16 protein-coding genes are annotated in these 18,315 nt (G+C 73.4%); 13 read left to right on the plus strand and 3 right to left on the minus strand.

The annotated features are described in order from the left end of the window. Positions 1-128: 128 nt before the first annotated feature. The 9 genes from ACFY7C_RS18970 (at position 129) to ACFY7C_RS19010 (ending at position 10,074) form a co-directional block, all read left to right on the plus strand. Positions 129-2,531 (plus strand): molybdopterin cofactor-binding domain-containing protein, encoded by a 2,403-nt coding sequence (locus ACFY7C_RS18970; RefSeq protein ID WP_389651448.1) that lies wholly within the window; start codon positions 129-131, stop codon positions 2,529-2,531. Positions 2,532-2,630: 99 nt separating this feature from the next. After that, complete coding sequence (locus tag ACFY7C_RS18975; RefSeq protein WP_389651451.1) at positions 2,631-3,110, plus strand: (2Fe-2S)-binding protein; 480 nt, start codon at positions 2,631-2,633, stop codon at positions 3,108-3,110. Positions 3,111-3,179: 69 nt separating this feature from the next. After that, positions 3,180-3,749 (plus strand): dihydrofolate reductase family protein, encoded by a 570-nt coding sequence (locus tag ACFY7C_RS18980; protein WP_389651454.1) that lies wholly within the window; start codon positions 3,180-3,182, stop codon positions 3,747-3,749. Between the two features lie 38 nt (positions 3,750-3,787). After that, positions 3,788-4,444: a maleylpyruvate isomerase N-terminal domain-containing protein gene (locus ACFY7C_RS18985; protein ID WP_389651457.1), complete on the plus strand. Its 657-nt coding sequence runs from the start codon at positions 3,788-3,790 to the stop codon at positions 4,442-4,444. A 444-nt stretch (positions 4,445-4,888) separates the two neighbouring features. Then, complete coding sequence (locus tag ACFY7C_RS18990; RefSeq protein ID WP_389651459.1) at positions 4,889-5,737, plus strand: ABC transporter ATP-binding protein; 849 nt, start codon at positions 4,889-4,891, stop codon at positions 5,735-5,737. A gap of 97 nt (positions 5,738-5,834) precedes the next feature. Further along, positions 5,835-6,839: an alpha/beta hydrolase gene (locus tag ACFY7C_RS18995; protein ID WP_389651462.1), complete on the plus strand. Its 1,005-nt coding sequence runs from the start codon at positions 5,835-5,837 to the stop codon at positions 6,837-6,839. Next, the gene (locus tag ACFY7C_RS19000; protein WP_389651465.1) at positions 6,832-8,013 is read left to right on the plus strand and encodes an acyltransferase; all 1,182 of its coding nucleotides are present in this window, start codon (positions 6,832-6,834) and stop codon (positions 8,011-8,013) included. Before ACFY7C_RS18995 ends, ACFY7C_RS19000 begins: the two co-directional genes overlap by 8 nt. Beyond that, positions 8,006-9,403 (plus strand): sensor histidine kinase, encoded by a 1,398-nt coding sequence (locus ACFY7C_RS19005; RefSeq protein WP_389651467.1) that lies wholly within the window; start codon positions 8,006-8,008, stop codon positions 9,401-9,403. The genes ACFY7C_RS19000 and ACFY7C_RS19005 overlap by 8 nt, the downstream gene beginning before the upstream one ends. Further along, positions 9,400-10,074 carry a response regulator gene (locus tag ACFY7C_RS19010; protein ID WP_389651470.1) on the plus strand — a complete coding sequence of 225 codons (675 nt, stop codon included), beginning with the start codon at positions 9,400-9,402 and terminating at the stop codon, positions 10,072-10,074. Before ACFY7C_RS19005 ends, ACFY7C_RS19010 begins: the two co-directional genes overlap by 4 nt. A 131-nt stretch (positions 10,075-10,205) precedes the next feature. On the opposite strand, the gene ACFY7C_RS19015 is transcribed toward ACFY7C_RS19010, so the two are convergent. After that, on the minus strand, positions 10,206-11,141 hold the full coding sequence (locus ACFY7C_RS19015; protein ID WP_389651473.1) for a hypothetical protein: 936 nt from the start codon (positions 11,139-11,141) through the stop codon (positions 10,206-10,208). After that, positions 11,141-12,433 carry a VWA domain-containing protein gene (locus tag ACFY7C_RS19020; protein ID WP_389651476.1) on the minus strand — a complete coding sequence of 431 codons (1,293 nt, stop codon included), beginning with the start codon at positions 12,431-12,433 and terminating at the stop codon, positions 11,141-11,143. The genes ACFY7C_RS19015 and ACFY7C_RS19020 overlap by 1 nt, the downstream gene beginning before the upstream one ends. A gap of 169 nt (positions 12,434-12,602) precedes the next feature. Between ACFY7C_RS19020 and ACFY7C_RS19025 the strand changes: the two genes are divergently transcribed. Beyond that, positions 12,603-13,274: a GntR family transcriptional regulator gene (locus tag ACFY7C_RS19025; RefSeq protein ID WP_389651480.1), complete on the plus strand. Its 672-nt coding sequence runs from the start codon at positions 12,603-12,605 to the stop codon at positions 13,272-13,274. 31 nt (positions 13,275-13,305) lie between these two features. Here ACFY7C_RS19025 and ACFY7C_RS19030 read toward each other — a convergent pair whose 3' ends face one another. After that, positions 13,306-14,022, minus strand: coding sequence for a flavodoxin family protein (locus ACFY7C_RS19030; protein ID WP_389651483.1), 717 nt, complete (start codon positions 14,020-14,022; stop codon positions 13,306-13,308). A 250-nt stretch (positions 14,023-14,272) separates the two neighbouring features. Between ACFY7C_RS19030 and ACFY7C_RS19035 the strand changes: the two genes are divergently transcribed. The 3 genes from ACFY7C_RS19035 to ACFY7C_RS19045 are packed head-to-tail and all read left to right on the plus strand — an operon-like array spanning position 14,273 to position 18,293. Further along, complete coding sequence (locus ACFY7C_RS19035; protein WP_389652756.1) at positions 14,273-15,244, plus strand: alpha/beta hydrolase; 972 nt, start codon at positions 14,273-14,275, stop codon at positions 15,242-15,244. A gap of 14 nt (positions 15,245-15,258) precedes the next feature. After that, positions 15,259-16,812: a peptidoglycan DD-metalloendopeptidase family protein gene (locus tag ACFY7C_RS19040; RefSeq protein ID WP_389651486.1), complete on the plus strand. Its 1,554-nt coding sequence runs from the start codon at positions 15,259-15,261 to the stop codon at positions 16,810-16,812. 11 nt (positions 16,813-16,823) lie between these two features. Beyond that, a complete protein-coding gene (locus tag ACFY7C_RS19045; RefSeq protein ID WP_389651489.1) occupies positions 16,824-18,293 on the plus strand; it encodes a hypothetical protein in 1,470 nt (489 codons plus the stop codon). The last annotated feature ends 22 nt before the right edge of the window (positions 18,294-18,315 follow it).

Raw genomic sequence — 18,315 nt, forward strand, 5'->3', positions numbered from 1 at the left:
AGCTGCGCCGTTTCCGCGCCGTTTCCGCCCCGGCGCGGGGCCGTTCGGGTGATGATCCACTGGCCACCACTGGCCACACCCCGGCCCCGGCCGAGCCACCCCGGACCCGTCGTCGAAAGGTCACGCCCATGGAAGCCCAGGACCCCGCCGCACCCTCCGCGCCCCCCGCACCCGCTTCGCCCTCCACCCACCCCGTACAGGAGCCCGAGGCACCGCGCGGAATGGGCCGGCGACGGTTCCTCGGTTACGTGCTGGCGGCGCCGACCCTGACCGCCGCCGCCCGGATCGGCGAGGACGTCCTCGCGCCCGCACCCGCGGCCGCCGCCGTGCCCGCGGCGGCCCCGGGGGTCATCCCGTCCCTGCCCGGCCCCGCCGGGATCCTCGACCTCAACGACCTGCTCACCCTCGCCGCGCTGCCCACGGCGAACCTGATCACCATCCGCCTCGACCCCGACGGCACCGCCCACTTCGCGCTGCCCCGCGCCGAGGTCGGCCAGGGCATCACCACCTCCACGGCCATGATCATCGCCGAGGAGCTCGACCTGCCCCTCGACCGCGTCCGGGTCACCCTCGCCGACGCCCGCCCCGAACTGCTCTTCAACCAGCTGACCGGCGGTTCCAACACCACCGTCTCCACCTTCACCCCCCTCCGGGTCGCCGCCGCCGTCGCCCGCGGCCGGCTGCTGCGCGCCGCCGCCCTGCAACTCGGCGTGGCCGTCGACTCCCTGACCACCGAGGCCGGAGCCGTCATCTCCGCCGCCGGCGTCCGCCTCACCTACGGCGAACTCGCCGTCAAGGCGGCGGCGGTCACCGACACCCAGGTCTCCGTCACCCTCAAGGACCCCGGCCGGTTCCGGCTCGTCGGCACCGCCCAGCGCCGTATCGACGCCCTCGACGCCGTCACGGGGCGGAAGAAGTTCGCCATGGACGTCCAGGTCCCCGGCGCGCTGCCCACCATGGTCTGCCGCCCGCCCACGATCAACGGCACCGTGCGCTCCGTCGACAACCTCGCCGAGGTCGCGGCCATGCCCGGCATCACCGACGTCGTCACCGTCTCCACCGGCGTCGCCGTCCGCGGCCGCACCTTCGGCCAGTGCATCGACGCCGTCCGCGCCCTGAAGGTCACCTGGGGTCCCGGCACCGCCGAGGGCGCCTCCGACGCCACCGTGCTGCGGAAACTGCGTGGCGCCGAACTCCCCTTGGTCGTACCGCCGCTCGATCTCCTCACCAAGGCCGTCGACGCCCGCTTCACCTTCCACTTCGCCAGCAACGGAGCGCTGGAGACCAACTGCGCCGTCGCCGACGTACGGCCCGGCTCCGCCGAGATCTGGGCGGGCCTGAAGTCCCCGATCGTCGCGCAGGAGAAGATCGCGCTCCAGCTCGGCCTCCCGGTGAGCGCCGTCAAGGTCCATGTCACCGAGGGCGGCGGCTCGTTCGGCCGCAAGCTGTTCCACGACGCCGCCGGTGAGGCCGCCGAGATCTCGAAGGCCATGGGCAAGCCGGTCCGGCTCATGTGGCACCGCACCGACGACTTCCGGCAGGGCCGTACGCACCCGATGTCGACGTCCAGGGTCCGCGCCACGTACGCGCTCGGCGAGGTCCTCACGTACGAGCAGCGGCACACCTCCGTCGTCACCGACTTCGGCCACGGCGTGGGCGAGATCATCACCTCGGAGGCGGCCAGGCTGCCGGTCGCCGACCTCACCTTCTCCGAGACGATGTTCCAGCTGACCCAGTCGAGCCCGTACCACTTCGGTGTCACCACCCAGCTGCTCAGCGAGGTCGACCACGGCTTCAACACCGGCTCGATGCGCGGCATCTACTCGCCGAACGTGCGGTGCGCGCAGGAGCTCGTCGTCGACGAGCTCGCGAAGCGGACGGGGCAGGACGCGCTCGCGTTCCGGCGTCGCCACCTCAAGGACGAGCGGGCCCGCGCCGTGCTCGACAAGGTCGCCGAAGTCGGCCGCTGGGGGCGGCGGATGGAGCCCGGCACGGCCCAGGGCGTCGCGATCCATCCCGAGTACCACGCCTTCGTCGCCGTCCTCGCCGAGATCGACTGTCGACCGGAGACCACGGGGCGGAAGATCCGCGACGCGTACACCGGACCGCGCGTCACCAAGATCGTGTGCGCCGTCGACGTCGGTCTCGCCGTCAACCCGCGCGGTCTGGAGGCCCAGATGATGGGCGGCATCATCGACGGCATCGCCCTCACGCTCACCTCCAGCCTTCACCTGGAGAACGGTCGCTTCCTGGAGAGCAGTTGGGACAACTACTTCTACACCCGGCAGTGGAACACGCCGCCCGAGCTGCAGATCGTCGTCATGCCCCCGACCACGGACGAACCCGGCGGCGCCGGCGAACTGGCCGTCGCCCCGGCCATGGCCGCCGTCGCCTGCGCATACGGCCGGGCCACCGGAACCATGCCGACCACCTTCCCGGTCAACCACGCGGCGCCGCTCTCCTTCACGCCGCTGCCCGCCACCCCGCCGATCCCCGCCGCCCCGACCGACGGCCGCGACCGCGCCCTCTGAGACCTACGAGCCCTCCGGGCCCCCGAAACACGCCCCTGAAGCACGCCCCTGAAGCACGCCCCCGAAAATCGCCCCCGAAGAACGGAACAAGGAGCCACCGTGCCCCAGCACACCTTCATCCTCAACGGCAAGGCCGTCACCGCCGAGGTCGAGGACGACGTCCGGCTGCTCTGGGTGCTCCGGGACGTCCTCGGCGTCACCGGCCCCAAGTACGGCTGCGGCGTCGGCGTCTGCCAGGCCTGCACCAGCCACCTCAACGGCCGCGCCTTCACCCCTTGCTCCGTACCGGTGAAAGACCTCGCGGACACCGACGAGGTCACCACCATCGAAGGCCTGCCCGCGACCGTGGGGAAGGAACTGCACCCGATGCAGGAGGCCTGGCTCGACATCGACGTCGCCCAGTGCGGCTACTGCCAGCCCGGCCAGATCATGACCGCCGTGGCGGCCGTACGCCGCGCCCATGAGGCCGGACGGGAGATCGACGAGGCCGATCTCGACGAGATCCGCAATATCTGCCGCTGCGGAACCTATAACCGTATCCGTGAGGCCATCAAGGAGGGCGCCCGCCGCATGGTGTGAGCCGCGACGCTCCCTCGTCCAGGCACCGCGCCGCAGCGGCCTCCGCCGACGAGAGGGAGCGTGCTGCCCATGCCCGGAAAGATCGTCCTGTTCAGCGGCATCTCCCTCGACGGCTACATCGAGGGGGAGGGGCACGACATCAGCTGGCACCAGGTCGACGAGGATCTGCACCAGCACTTCAACGACGAACTCGCCTCCATGGGCGGCTTCCTCAGCGGGCGCCGCACCCACGAGCTGATGGCCGACTTCTGGCCGAACGCCGACAGCGACCCGGACCTCAGCCCCGCCATGCGCGAGTTCGCCGAGATCTGGCGCGCCAAGCCGAAGACGGTCTACTCCACCACCCTGGAGCGGGCCGACTGGAACACCACCGTCGTGCCCCGGGTGGACCCCGCCGAGGTCCGCGCCCTCGCCGCGGCCGCCGACGGCGACCTCACCCTCTCCGGCGCGTCGCTCGCCGCCGCGTTCCGCGAGAAGGACCTGATCGACGCCTACCAGATCTACGTCCACCCGGTCCTCGTCGGCCGCGGCACCCCCCTCTTCGCGCCCGCCGACAGCCCCGTCACCCTTCTCCACCTGGCCCGGTCCCACACCTTCAGGAACGGAGTGGTGCTGATGCGCTACGAGCGGAACCGATAACCGCGGGCGCGGGCACGGGGCGCTGGTAACTTGCGGCCGTGGACCACTTCTCCCGCTCGTGGACGGCGCTGCGCGCCACGGTCGCCGCACTCGCCGACGAGGACTTCGCGCGGCCCTCCGGCTGCGCCGGCTGGCTCGTACGCGATCTGGTGTGCCATCTCGTGATCGACGCCCAGGACGTCCTCATCACGCTGGCGACGCCGGCCGGCACGGAACCCACGCGCGACGCGGCCACCTACTGGGAGGTCTCCGACACCGCGCCGACCGGCGACGACCCGCTCGACGCGCTCACCGTCCGGCTGGCCGCCGCCTACCAGGACCCGCGGTTGCTGCTCTTCCACCTCGACGACGTCGGCTCCGCCGCCGGGCGGGCCGCCGAGCTCGCCGACCCCGCGCTCCGGGTCGCCACCCGCGGCCAGGTGCTCACCGCGGGCGACTACCTGTCCGCGTACGTCCTGGAGTGGACGCTCCATCACCTCGATCTCGTCGCCCACCTGCCGCACGCGGCGCCGCCCAGCCCCGACAGCCTCGCGGCGGCGCGCCGCCTGCTGGAGGAGATCGCCGGTACGGCGTTCCCCGGAGCGATGTCCGACCGGGACGCGCTGCTCGTCGGCACGGGCCGGCGCGCACCGACCGACGCCGAGCGGGCCACGCTGACCGGGACGGACCTGCGGATCCCGCTCCACCTCGGCTGATCCGGCCCGTTGGGTCGTACGCACACGGGCGAGGCGCCCCGCAGCCGTCCGAGGCCCGGTCAGCCGGGCGGCTGGGGGAGAGGAGGAGCCTCAGGGTCCCCCCAGCTCCGCGCGCTCTCGAGTCGGGCCGCCTCCTCCGCGTCGCCCTCCTCCTGTACGCGGTGCGGATGCGAGGGGCACGGCAAAGGGCCGCTCTCCGCATGCGCCGACGCCCCAGCCCGGGCCGGAATCACCGTCGACATCCTCGAGTTCACCGAGCACGCCACGGGTCCCGGAGCCGCCGGCGACGCCGTCGCCTACGCGCGGTGCCGGGTCGGGGGACACGTCGGGGGACGTACCGTAGGGGGCGCGGGCCGGGACACGTCGGGTCCTCACCGCATCCGTCCGGGCCGTCCTGTCGGCCGTCAACCGCGCCCACGCCCACCCCGAAGGAACACCGGCCCCGTGAACCAGCCCGTCCTCACCGCGGACGCGGTCCATGTCGTCCGCGACGGCAACGCCCTCCTCACCGACGTCTCGCTCACCGTCCACCCCGGCGAGCACTGGGCGCTCCTGGGGCCCAACGGCGCCGGGAAGACCACCCTGCTCAGCCTCCTCGGCGCCCATCTCCACCCGACCGAGGGGCGGGTGGAGGTGCTCGGCCACCGGCTCGGGCGCACCGACCTGCGCGGTCTGCGCGCCCACATCGGCCATGTGAACCCCCGCCACCCCCTGCGGTCGGCGCCCCGGCTGCGGGACGTCGTCCTCACCGGGCTCACCAACTCCGTCGAGCGGCCGCCCCGTTGGGAGCCGACCCGGCAGGACCGGGAGCGCGCCGACGAGCTGATCGCCACCCTGGGACTGACCGCCCGCAGCGAGGCCCGCTGGCCGACGCTCTCCCAGGGGGAACGGGGCCGGGCCCTGATCGCCCGGGCGCTGATGCCCGCACCACGGCTGCTGCTCCTCGACGAGCCCGCGACGGGCCTCGACCTGCCGGGCCGGGAGCAGCTGCTCACCGCCTTGGACGCGCTCGCGGCCGCCCACCCGCGGCTCGCGACCGTCCTGGTCACCCATCACCTGGAGGAGCTTCCCACCGCCACCAGCCACGCGCTGCTGCTCCGCGAAGGCCGGGCCCTCGCCCGGGGACCCGTGGCCGAGGTCCTGTCCGGCGACCTCGTGGGCGCCTGCTTCGGGATGCCGCTCACGCTCTCCCGGGCCGACGGCCGGTGGACCGTCCGCGCCGAGCGGGCCCGGCCGACCGATCCTTCCGCTCGCAGCGGAAGGAAGACGGTACCGGCTACCCGTCATACCTGAGAGCTACCGCCGGAGTTGGCTCCCCGGCGGGACGCCGACCACAAGGAGCGCTCCATACCTTCCGTAGCGGAACGAAACACCGTACGGAAGGACCCCCATGGCGCCCCTGCCGCGCGGCGACCGCCGCGCACCCTCCCTCGGCCGCGTCCGCCGCACTCTGCTCGCCGCGCTCGTCACCGCCGCCGTGACAGTCCCGGTCGCGGGAGCCGCCCGGCCCGCGGACGTGCCCGCGCCCGCGCCGACGGCCATCGCGCCGCTGTCCTCCACCGAGCCCACCGCGCTCGCCGCGGAGCTGGCGGCCCGGTACGCGGCCGGGCGGGCCGAGGTGCGGGCCGCCGGGCGGACGGCACAGGCCCACGGGGCACACCGGCGGGCCGCCTCGCTGCTGAGGATGGCGACCCCCGGGCGCCAGTTCCTCTCCTTCGACGGGCGCGACGGCGGCCGGAGTGCCGAGGTCGTCGGCGACCTGGCCCGCGCCGACCTGATCGCGATCCTGGTCCCCGGCGCCGACACCGGACTCGACGCCTACGACCGCTTCCACCGCGGCGCGACCGCGCTCCACGACACCGTCCGGCGGCAGCACGGCGGCCGGGTCGCCGTCGTCGCCTGGCTCGGCTACCGCACGCCCGCCACCGGCAGCGCCGCCTCCCTCACCCCCGGCCGTGCCGAGCAGGCCGCCCCTCGACTCCGCGCCCTCGTCGAGGAGTTGGCCCGGGTCAGGCCCGGCGCCCGGATCACCCTCCTCGGCCACTCCTACGGCTCCGTGGTGTGCGCCCGCGCCGCGGCCGGCCTGCCCGTCGCCTCGGTCGTCCTCTACGGCAGCCCCGGCACCGGCTTCGACGACGCCGACGACCTGCGCACCCGCGCCACCGTATGGGCCGGCCGCGCCGCCGGCGACTGGGTCGGCGAGGTGCCCCACCTCCGCGTCCCGCTCCTGCCCGGCACCGAACTCGGCTTCGGCACCGACCCCGTGGACCCGGCCTTCGGGGCCCGCGCCTTCGCCGCGGGCGACGGCGGACACAGCGACTACCTCGCCCCCGGCTCCGTACCGCTGCGGAACCTGGCCGCGATCACCGCCGGAAGGGAGCCGTCCCATGCGTGACCTCGTCACCCGCGCGGCCGGCCGGATAGCCGACGCCACCCCGCCGGGCCGCGACCGGGCCCTCGACGCCCTGCGGGCCCTCGCCATCCTCGGCGTGGTCCTCGGCCACTGGCTCGTCACCGCCCTGGTCGCCGACAGCGGCACCCTGCGCACCGAGAGCCCGCTGCGCCACCTGCCCGCGTTCACCCCGGTCTCCTGGGTGTTCCAGACCCTCGCGGTGTTCTTCCTCGTCGGCGGCCAGGTCGCCGCGCGCGGCCACGCGGCCGCCCGCGCCCGGGGCGAGAGCCACCGCCGGTGGATCGCCGACCGCCTCGCCCGGCTCTTCCGGCCGGTCGTCCCGCTGCTCGCGGTCTGGCTCGTCGCGACGGCCGTCCTGCTCGGCTGCGGAGTGCCCTGGCAGACCCTCCACACCCTCGGCACCCTCGTGCTGTCCCCGCTGTGGTTCCTGCTCGTCCTCGCCGCCCTCACGGCCGCCACCCCGCTCGTCGCCCGCCTCCACCCGCTGTGGCCGCTCACCGTCGTCCTCCACGTCGACCTGGTCCGCTTCGGCTTCGACGGCCCCGAGTGGACCGGGTGGCTCAACCTGCCGGCCGGCTGGCTCGTCCCGTACTGCCTCGGCGCCCTCCTCGCCCGTCGCGGCCCCCTCGCTCCCGCCGCCGCCCGGGGCCTGCTGCTCGGCGGCGCAGCCGCGACCGGTCTCCTGGTGGCCTTCGGCGGCTACCCCGGCTCCATGGTCGGCGTGCCCGGCGCCCCCGTCTCCAACCTCAACCCGCCCACCCTCGCCGCCGTCACCTTCGGCCTGGCCCAGTGCGGGGGCGCGGTCCTGCTCCTCGGGCCGCTCCGCCGCGCCCTGCGCCGGCCCGTGGCCTGGGCGGCGGTGGCCCTGCTGAACCTCCGCGCCATGACCGTCTTCCTCTGGCACCAGACCGCGATGATCGCTGTCACCGCCGCCGGACTGTTCACCGCGGACCTCCTCGGCCACGGACCGCTCGCCGGACTCCACACCGTGCCCGACGGCGGCACCTGGATCCTCGCGCGGCTCGGCTGGCTCCCGCTCTTCGCGGGCGCGCTGCTGATCTGCGGCGCCGTCTTCCACACGTACGAACGCACCAGCCGCGCGGTCCGCGCACCGAGGGCGAGGCCCCGCGACCGGAAGGAGGCACGACATGCCTAGGCTGTGGCAGGACGGACGATCATGGGGCGCGGGCGGCGGGGGGAACGCGGTGGGGGACACGGCACGGTGGGAGAGCGCCCTGCGCGCGGCCCCGGGCATCCTGCGGGCCGCGCCCGCCGTCCTGCGGGCGGACCTGCGCCCGGACCGCCGGGACCCGCTGCCCCGCCACCGCCATCTCGGCCGGCTCGCCCACGGCCACATCGTGCTGGTCTGCGTCCTCCTGGGCTTCTGGAACACGAATCACTACGAGAGCTTCATGGAGCCCGCCACGGGCGCCGTCTCGCTGCTCGTCGTCCTCCAGAGCGCGGCGCCCGTCCTGGCGCTCACCCGGCCCGCCGCCGCCCTGTGGCTCTCCACCACCGCGCTCGCCCTGACCGCCGCACTGACCTCGGCGGTGTTCGGCCTCTCCTGGCCGTGGAGCGTGCCGGGCATCGTGCTGCACACCCTGGTGCTGCTCCTACTGGCGCTGCGGGTGCGCCCCGCCGCCGCCGTCGCCGCCCTGGGACTGTCCCTGCTCACTGGGATCGGCGCCGTCGTCCCGCGCGGCGTCCCGGGACTGATCACCCTGCCGCAGGGCGCCGTCTTCTTCGCCACCGCGACCGCCCTCGGCTGCGCGCTGCGCGCCGCCCGTGTCTCACGCACCCGGCTCGTCGCACAGGAGGAGCTCACCGCCGAGGAGCGCGCCCGCCGCGCGCTGCTGGAGGAGCGCGGCCGGATCGCCCGCGAGCTCCACGACGTCGTCGCCCACCACATGTCCGTCATCTCCATCCAGGCCCAGGTCGCCCCGCACCTGGTCGAGGACCCCTCCCCGGAGCTCCGGGAGAACCTGGCCGGCATCCGGCAGAACGCCGTGGACGCCCTCACCGAACTGCGCCGCGTCCTCGGCGTGCTGCGCGGCGACGGCGCGGAGGGCGACACGGCCGCCGGCGTACGGCACGCCCCGCAGCCCACCCTCGACCGCCTCGGCGAACTCCTCGACAACGTCCGCGCCGCGGGACTCGACGTGACCGCGACCAACCGGGGCGAGGGCCGGCCGCTCTCCCCGGGCACCGAACTCTCCGCGTACCGCATCGTCCAGGAGGCCCTGAGCAACGTCATGCGGCACGCTCCCGGCACCCGGGCCACCGTGGAGACCCACTACCACCCCGGCGGACTGACCGTACGGATCACCAACACGCCCCCGCCCCCGGCCCGGGCCGCCCGGCCCGCGCCCGCCGGTGCCGGTGCCGGTGCCGGACAGGGCGGCCGGGAACCCGGCCACGGACTGCTCGGCATGCGGGAGCGCACCGCCATGCTGGGCGGCGAACTCGCCGCAGGACCCACCCCCGACGGCGGCTGGGAGATCACCGCCACCCTCCCCGCACCCCTCGACCGCAAGGACGGTTCATGAGCGACGACATCCGGGTTCTCATCGCCGACGACCAGAGCATGGTCCGGCAGGGGTTCACCGTCCTGCTGAACGCCGAACCCGGCATCCGGGTCGTCGGCCAGGCCGTCGACGGAGCCGACGCGGTCGCCAAGGCCGCCGAACTCCGGCCCGACGTCGTGCTTATGGACATCCGCATGCCCGGCACGGGCGGCATCGAGGCCACCCGGATCCTCACCGCCCCCGCCGACTCCACCGTCAAGGTCCTCGTCCTCACCACCTTCGACCTGGACGAGTACGTGTACGAGGCGCTGCGCGCGGGCGCCGCCGGGTTCCTCCTCAAGGACGCCTCCGCCGAGGAACTCGCCCAGGCGGTACGGATCGTGGCGCGCGGCGACGCCCTGCTCGCGCCCAACGTCACCAAGCGGCTGATCGCCGAGTTCTCCCGGCTCAGCCCCGCCCCCAGGACACCGCTCATGGACCGCGTCGGCAGCCTGACGGAGCGCGAGACGGAGGTGCTCGCCCTCATCGCGCAGGGCCTGTCCAACGCGGAGATCGCGAGCCGGCTCGTCGTCGCCGAGCAGACCGTGAAGACCTACGTGGGCCGCATCCTCGCCAAACTGTCCCTCCGCGACCGCACCCAGGCCGCCGTCCACGCCTACGAGACCGGTCTGGTCCGTCCCGGCGGCCGCTGACCCGACCCGCCCGGGCGCCACCCGCCCCGGCCGGACCCGACCGGGAACGGGACGGCCCCCGCCGCCGGCGCCCGCTGGGGGCGCGGCGACAGGGGCCGGGGAAGCAGGGACGAGCCGGGGCCGACGTCCGGTCAGGCGGCGGGCGGCACCCGTGAGGGGCGGCCGGAGCCGCGCGTCAGGACGTAGCCGCCGACACCCGCGAGGGCGGCGAGCACGCCGCCCGCGGCGGTCCAGATCCAGCGGTCGGACCACCAGCCCGAGGACCAGCCGTCCTCGGGCGCCCGGGCCTCCACCGTCTCCGGCGTGGTGGCGCCGGGCACCAGCGGCACGGCGAGCGCGCCGTCCGCCGCGTAGGCCCCGCCCGTGTCGTGGACGCTCGCCCCGACCCGCGCCGAGAACGGCTGGCCCAGGTCCTCCTCGGGCAGCCCGGTCACGGTGAGGCGGATGAAGTAGCTGCCCGGCAGCGGGTCGTTCGACCAGGTGTCCGCGGCCGCCCGAACCGGGCGCAGCGCACAGGCCAGCTCCACCGTCGCGGTCTCCTTGGCGGCGCTCCGGGACTGGGTGCCGTACGTGCACGGCTGCCGCCTGCGCAGCCCGTCGTACACGTCGATCCGCCAGGCGGCGGAGCCGTGCCGCAGCGCGCTGTCGGGCAGCGTGACGGTCGCGGTGACCGTCGGCCGCTGCCCGGTGTCGGCGGGGAACACCCAGTACAGGTAGTCACCCGTGGACGCCTGTGCGGTGGCCTGCTGTCCCGGCCGGAAGAAGGCGGCGGTACGGAAGGAGGTGCCGGCCTCGGTCGGCCCGGCCTCCGTCCCGGTGCCGCTCGCGCTGCCGCTCGGCGTCGGCGTCGTCGTGTCGGCGACGCCCGCCGGGGCGGCCGGTCCGAGCAGGGCCGCGCCCGCCAGCACGAAGCTCGCCGTCAGCCGGCGGAAGGCGCGCCGGACGCCCGGTATCAGCGCACCCGGTACGAGCGCGCCGGGTGCGGGTGTGGGTGCGGGTGTGGTCGGCGGCGTGAGGGAGACGGTCGCGGCAGGGGCCAGCGGGGTCCGCTTCGACGAGGTACGCATCAGTGGGTCCTCCAGACGGCGACGCGCCAGCGGGACAGCCAGCCCCAGACCAGGCCGCCGAGGAAACCGGCGACCACCAGGGTCCCGAGCAGCCACCAGCCGCGGCCGAGACCGAAGGAGGCGACGTCGGAGGCGGATCCGGGGCCGTCGACGACGTCGATCGCGAGCTCGACCGGCATGCCCGGGGTCGTCTTGACGGGCGGGGGAGCGGAGAAGGAGTTGCTGACCTGGAGACAGACCGTCTCGGCGGCGGGCTTCGTGTCGTCGTCCAGGGCGTCGTCGTCCTCCTTCTTCGGATAGCGCAGACCGGTCGAGATGACGTCGGTGCGCCCGTCGCCCGCCTCGGAGCCGCGGACGATCTCCCGCCCGTGCACGGTGACGGCCCGCAGCAGCACGCCGTAGTCCTCGTTCACGGCCCGGTCGGCGGCGATGCTCACCGAGGCGCGCAGCTCCTGACCGGGCAGCACGTCGACCCGGTACCAGCGGTGCCGGCCGATGACCTGACGGTCGGTGTACAGGCCCGGCCGCAGCGTCGGCGCGTCGGCGCAGCGCCCGGCGCCGTCGGTCGCCACGGGCGTCACCACGGGGTCAGCGGCGCGGTCGACGAGCTGCCGCACCCGGCCGGACAGCTCCTCGGTGCGGTGCACGGAGGTGTAGGTGCCGCCGGTGGCCTCGGCGATGCACATCAGCTGGCGGCGGGTCTTGACGTCCGGGACCAGGCCCAGAGTGTCGATGACCAGGTGGATGCCCTTGGCGGCGATGTCACGGGCCACCTCGCACGGGTCGAGCGGGGCGCAGGTGTCCTCGCCGTCCGTGATGAGCACGATCCGCTTGGTGGCGTCACCGCCCTTGAGGTCCTCGGCCGCGCCGAGCAGGGCCGGGCCGATCGGGGTCCAGCCGGTGGGCGCGAGCGTGGCGACGGCGGTCTTGGCCTCGGTGCGGTCGAGCGGGCCGACCGGGTACAGCTGCCGGGTGTCCTCGCAGCCGCGCTTGCGGTCCTGGCCCGCGTAGTCCGCGCCGAGGGTGCGGATGCCGAGCCGGACCTCCTGCGGCACCGCGTCCAGGACCTCGTTGAACGCCTGCTTCGCGGCGGCCATACGGGTCTGTCCGTCGATGTCGCGGGCGCGCATCGAGCCGCTGACGTCGAGCACCAGCTCGACCTTGGGGGCCTCCTTGACGGAGTCCGCGGCCGCGGGACCGTCGTCGGCGGCGGCACTGGTCGGGAAGAGCCCGACGGCCAGGGCGGCGAGCAGCGCGCAGGCCCCGGTCGCCAACCGTTTTCTCGTGATCATCGGAGGATCGTAGGGATGATCGTCCGGCAATCCAAACCCGGTCCGTTCCCGGGCTCGTGAGGGGAGGTCAGGAGCCCGGGGCCGGGACGTGACGGGCGTCGCACCCCCAGGGACGAGGAGCCCCCGCCCCGGTGGCATACCGTGAGGTGATCGATCACCGGGAGGACAGATGACCGGGACACGGGAGGCCGACCCCGCCCCATCCGCCGCCACGGGCGGCTGGCTCCGCGACCGGGTCTGCGAGGGGCTGCGCGACCGCATCATCACCGGGCGTCTCAAGCCGGGCGACCGGCTGGTCGAACGCGACGTCGCCGAGGACTTCGGCGTCTCCCGGGTCCCCGTGCGCGAGGCGATCCGCATCCTCATCGGCGAGGGCTTCCTCCAGGCCGTCTCCCAGCGCCGGATCGTCGTCCGCGAGATGTCCCGGCAGGACGTCGAGAACCTCTTCGACATGCGCGAGGCCCTGGAGGTCCTCGCCGTCCGCCGCGCCTCGGAACGCCGGACGCCCGCCGAGCTGTCCACCCTCGCCCGGCTGCTCGACGAGGCACGCGCCGCCACCGACGCCGGCGGCCCCGAACGGCTCTCCCGCGCCAACGCCGGCTTCCACGCCCAGATCGTCCGCATGTCGCGCAACGAACTCCTCGTCACCTCCCTCGAATCCCTGGAGGGCCGGCTCCGCTGGCTCTTCCAGCAGGTGGACGACCCGGAGCCGCTCTGGGAGGAGCACCGCCTGCTGTACGAGGCGATCGGCGCGGGCGACGCCGACGCCGCCGCGAAGCTCGCCCTGCACCATGTGCGGTACTACCGCGCGGTGGCGCTGCGGCTGCTCTTCGAGGACTGAGAGCGAGCGGACCGAGAGCGAAGGGACCGGCTCAGCGGTGTTCGGGGTTGGCGAATTCCGGCCGACAGCCCGCGTCCCAGGCCGAGCGCTGGTTGCCGAACGCCGGAACGCCACCCGCCCGCTTGAGCATCGCCGCCAGGTGCATCAGGTTCCACGCCATGAACGAGGTGTTGCGGTTGGTGAAGTCGTTGTCCGGCCCGCCCGAACCCGGGTCCAGATACGAGGGCCCCGGCCCCGCCTCGCCGATCCACCCCGCGTCGGCCTGCGGCGGCACCGTGTAGCCCAGGTGCTGGAGGCTGTAGAGGACGTTCATCGCACAGTGCTTGACCCCGTCCTCGTTGCCCGTGATCAGACAGCCTCCGACCCGCCCGTAGTACGCGTACTGGCCCGCGTCGTTGAGCATGCTGGAACAGGCGTACAGCCGCTCGATCACCCGCTTCATCACCGAGCTGTTGTCACCCAGCCAGATCGGCCCGCACAGCACCAGGATGTCCGCCGCCATCACCCGCTCGTACAGCCCCGGCCAGGCGTCCGTCTCCCAGCCGTGCTCCGTCATGTCCGGCCACACCCCGGACGCGATGTCGTGGTCCACGGCCCGCACGAGCGAGGTCGTCACCCCCTGCGCGGTCATCACCTCCCGGCTGCGCTCGATCAGGCCCTCGGTGTTGCTCACCTCGGGGGAGCGCTTGAGCGTGCAGTTGACGTAGAGCGCACTGAGATCGTCGTAACGGTACGCGGTCGAGTCCATCGGCCGGCTCCTCGCAGGCGGGGGTGACCCTCCCAGCCTGGGCGGCGCCCGCCCCGCGGGCCACCACGGCGCGCCCGAACGCGTGAGCGCGCCCCGCGCCCGCGCCCCCTCGCTCCTAACCGAACCGGGCCGCGCCTGTCATTCCGTAAGGTTCCGGGTTCTGTGTGGGGAAGAGGGTCGCTAGCTTCCGAACCGCCGCCGCACGGCGGCCGGACCGACCCTCACCATGTCTTCCCCACTGGAGGTCACGTTGACCGCGCACCACCCCACCCGCAGGAGCATCCTCAGGACCGCCGGCGGGCTCACCGCCGCGGCGGCCCTCGGCGCCGGGGGCGTGCTCGCCTCCGCACCCACCGCCGCGGCGGCCGGCGACCTGCGGGTCGTCGACCGCAACGAGAGCGATCCCCGGATGTGGTACTACCGCTTCCAGACCGACGCCATCGGCTGGAACCCCGGTGTGAACGTGCTGCTCCCGGACGACTACCACTACAGCGGCCGCACCTACCCCGTCCTCTACCTGCTGCACGGCGGCCTGGAGGACTTCATCACCTTCGACGCCCACCACGACATCCGGGGCCTGACCGCCGGGAAGCGGCTCATCGTCGTGATGCCCGACGGCGGCCGCGCCGGCTGGTACTCCAACCCCGTCAGCTCCGCCGTCGGCCCCCGCAACTGGGAGCACTTCCACATCGCGCAGCTGCTGCCGTGGGTGGAGGCGAACTTCCGGACGTACGCCGAGTACGACGGCCGGGCCGTCTCCGGCTTCTCCATGGGCGGCTTCGGCGCGCTGAAGTACACGGCCAAGTACTGGGGGCACTTCGCCTCGGTCAGCGCCCACTCCGGCCCCGCCAGCATGCGCTGGAACAACGGCGCGGTCACCCACTGGGCCAATGTGTCCTCCGCCGCGGTGGAGCTGGGCGGCGGCAGCGTCTATGGCATGCCGTTCTGGGACGAGGCCCGGGTCACCGCCGACAATCCGGTCCAGCGCATCGAGAGCTACCGGCACAAGCGGATCTTCCTGGTCGCCGGCACCAGCCCGCAGGACATCCAGGGTTACGCCAACGAGACCGTGGTGCTCGAGACCCAGCGGGAGTTCAAGTACCACCTCGACCGCGCCGGGATCCCGCACGAGTCGTACGAGCTGCCCGGCGGCCACTTCGTCCGCCGGGACATGCTGGAGCGGGACATCAACGGCGTCATCGACCGCCTGCGCAAGGCGTGACGGGGGGACGTCTCGTGTCGTTCGGAATTTCCCGGCGCGCCCGACGCGTCGTCGTGGGTGCGGCCGCGGCGTTCGCAGCCCTGCTGCCCGGTCTCGCGGTGAGCTCCCCGACAGCGGCAGCGGCGGCGATGACGACGGCGGCCCGGCCGTCGGCCGCCGCCGGTTTCGCGGCCGCGTGCCCGGCCGCCGGCCCCGTGTCGCAGCACTACCACAGCGGCCACAACGGCGTGGACATCGCCAACGACTACGGCACGCCGATCTACGCCGTCGGTGACGGCGAGGTGACCATCTCCGGCTACGAGTCCGGCTACGGCCAGTGGATCCGCATCCTGCACCCGGACGGCACGATCTCCGAGTACGGGCACATGTACCAGCGGGACGTGTTCGTCGGCGACCGTGTCGTGGCCGGTCAGCAGATCGCCCTGATGGGCTCCGAGGGCAACTCGACCGGCCCGCACCTCCATCTGCGGATCTGGGGCGACTCCTCCGCCTCGTACGGCGTGGACCCCGAGCCCTACCTCGCGGAGCGCGGCATCGAGCTGCCCTGCGTCCCCGGCAGCGGCCCCCGCCCCACACCGCTGGTGTATCCGGCGGAGTCGGGTCGGGTGGTGTCGGCGCGGTCGGCGGACGGTCGTCTCGAGGTCTTCGCGGCGGGTGCGGACGGTGTGCATCACGCGTGGCAGACGGCGGTGAACGGGGCCTGGTCGGAGTGGGAGTTCCTGGGCGGTCCTGGTGGTGCGGAGCTGGCGATCGGGTCGAACGCGGATGGCCGGCTGGAGATGTTCGCGATCAACGGGAGCACCTTCCAGCACCGGTATCAGCTGCAGCCTTCGGGTGGCTGGTCGGGTTGGGAGTCGTTCGGCGGCGGTGGTCGTGACATCGCCGTGGGGGCGAACGGTGACGGGCGTCTTGAGGTCTTCGCCTCGGGTCCTGTGGGGGTGTTCCACAAGTGGCAGACGGCGGCGAACGGCGGCTGGTCGGAGTGGGAGTCCGCCGGTGGCGGTCCGGCGAACAGTCGGATCGAGATGGAGAAGGCGCCGGACGGTCGTCTTGAGGTCTTCGCGCTGAACGGGGACGTCTTCCAGCACCAGTACCAGACGGCCGTGAACGGTGGCTGGTCGGGCTGGGAGGCCTTCGGTGGTGGCGGTCGTGATCTGACGGTGGACCACAACCAGGACGGCCGGATCGAGGTCTTCGCCTCGGGCCCCGTCGGGGTCTTCCACAAGTACCAGACGGGCCCGGCCAGCTGGTCCGAGTGGGAACCCACCGGCGGCCCCGCCGACTCCCAGCTGAGCAGTCAGCGGACCGCCGACGGTCGGGTGGAGGTGTTCGCGATCAACGGCAGTGTCGCCCAGCACATCTGGCAGACGGGGGTCAACGCCCCCTACGGCCAGTGGGAGTCCTTCGGCACCGGCGGCACGGAAGTCATCGCCACGGCCAATGACGACGGCCGCATCGAGGTCTTCGGTACGAGCGGTGCCGGTGTCTTCCACAAGTGGCAGACCGGTTTCGCCACCTGGTCCGAGTGGACCTGGCTCAACAGCACCTCCGGCCCCGCGGTCCATTGAGGAGACAGCAGGTGAGAACCACCACGCACGACTCCCGGCGAGCGCCCCATCGCGTCATCCTGGCGACGCTCACCTCGTTCCTGCTCGCGGCGGGCATCCTCGTCGGCGCCCCGCCCGCGTACGCCGCACCGAGCGACCTGTGCGCCCAGGTCGGCCACAACGCCGGTTTCCGCGGGGACAGCCTGGTGACCGCCGTCGCCGTCGCCCTCGCGGAGTCCAGCTGCGACCCGTCGGCGACCAACACGTACAACAACACGCCGCCTTCCCGCGACCGCGGCCTGTGGCAGATCAACGACTACTGGCACCCCGAGGTCGACGACGCCTGCGCCTACGACGCCCAGTGCAACGCGAACGCGGCCTTCGAGATCTCCTCCGGGGGAACGAACTGGCAGCCCTGGTCCACCTACAACCAGGGCCACCACTGGCGCCACATGGACGAGGCGCGGGCCGCCGTCGACCGCCTCGGCCGTCACGAGCCCGGTCCCAGGCCGCTGGTGTATCCGGCGGAGTCGGGTCGGGTGGTGTCGGCGCGGTCGGCGGACGGTCGTCTCGAGGTCTTCGCGGCGGGTGCGGACGGTGTGCATCACGCGTGGCAGACGGCGGTGAACGGGGCCTGGTCGGAGTGGGAGTTCCTGGGCGGTCCTGGGGGTGCGGAGCTGGCGATCGGGTCGAACGCGGATGGCCGGCTGGAGATGTTCGCGATCAACGGGAGCACCTTCCAGCACCGGTATCAGCTCCAGCCTTCGGGTGGCTGGTCGGGTTGGGAGTCGTTCGGCGGCGGTGGTCGTGACATCGCCGTGGGGGCGAACGGTGACGGGCGTCTTGAGGTCTTCGCTTCCGGTCCGGTCGGGGTGTTCCACAAGTGGCAGACGGCGGCGAACGGCGGCTGGTCGGAGTGGGAGTCCGCCGGTGGCGGTCCGGCGAACAGTCGGATCGAGATGGAGAAGGCGCCGGACGGCCGGCTTGAGGTCTTCGCGCTCAACGGGGATGTCTTCCAGCACCAGTATCAGACCGCGGTCAACGGTGGCTGGTCGGGCTGGGAGGCCTTCGGTGGTGGCGGTCGTGATCTGACGGTGGACCACAACCAGGACGGCCGGATCGAGGTCTTCGCTTCCGGTCCGGTGGGAGTCTTCCACAAGTACCAGACGGGCCCGGCCAGCTGGTCCGAGTGGGAACCCACCGGCGGCCCCGCCGACTCCCAGCTCACCAGCGAAAGGACCCAGGACGGTCGGGTGGAGGTGTTCGCCATCAACGGCAGCGTCGCCCAGCACATCTGGCAGACCGGTGTGAACGCGCCGTACGGCCAGTGGGAGTCCTTCGGCACCGGCGGCACGGAAGTCACCGCCACCGCCAACGCCGACGGCCGCATCGAGGTGTTCGGAACGAGCCACGCAGGTGTCTTCCACAAGTGGCAGACCGGTTTCACCACCTGGGCCGAGTGGGCCTGGCTCAACGGCACCTCCGGCCCCGCCGTCGACTGACCCGGTCGACCGACCCTCCGGA

The organism is Streptomyces sp. NPDC012769 (assembly GCF_042901205.1).
GTDB lineage: Bacteria > Actinomycetota > Actinomycetes > Streptomycetales > Streptomycetaceae > Streptomyces.

Coding starts and splice junctions, on each gene's coding strand:
- ACFY7C_RS19020 (WP_389651476.1), bottom strand. CDS start 12,433: ATGATCACGAGAAAACGGTTGGCGACCGGGGCCTGCGCGCTGCTCGCC.
- ACFY7C_RS19010 (WP_389651470.1), top strand. CDS start 9,400: ATGAGCGACGACATCCGGGTTCTCATCGCCGACGACCAGAGCATGGTC.
- ACFY7C_RS18980 (WP_389651454.1), top strand. CDS start 3,180: ATGCCCGGAAAGATCGTCCTGTTCAGCGGCATCTCCCTCGACGGCTAC.
- ACFY7C_RS18995 (WP_389651462.1), top strand. CDS start 5,835: ATGGCGCCCCTGCCGCGCGGCGACCGCCGCGCACCCTCCCTCGGCCGC.
- ACFY7C_RS19005 (WP_389651467.1), top strand. CDS start 8,006: ATGCCTAGGCTGTGGCAGGACGGACGATCATGGGGCGCGGGCGGCGGG.
- ACFY7C_RS18970 (WP_389651448.1), top strand. CDS start 129: ATGGAAGCCCAGGACCCCGCCGCACCCTCCGCGCCCCCCGCACCCGCT.
- ACFY7C_RS19015 (WP_389651473.1), bottom strand. CDS start 11,141: ATGCGTACCTCGTCGAAGCGGACCCCGCTGGCCCCTGCCGCGACCGTC.
- ACFY7C_RS19000 (WP_389651465.1), top strand. CDS start 6,832: ATGCGTGACCTCGTCACCCGCGCGGCCGGCCGGATAGCCGACGCCACC.
- ACFY7C_RS19025 (WP_389651480.1), top strand. CDS start 12,603: ATGACCGGGACACGGGAGGCCGACCCCGCCCCATCCGCCGCCACGGGC.
- ACFY7C_RS19030 (WP_389651483.1), bottom strand. CDS start 14,022: ATGGACTCGACCGCGTACCGTTACGACGATCTCAGTGCGCTCTACGTC.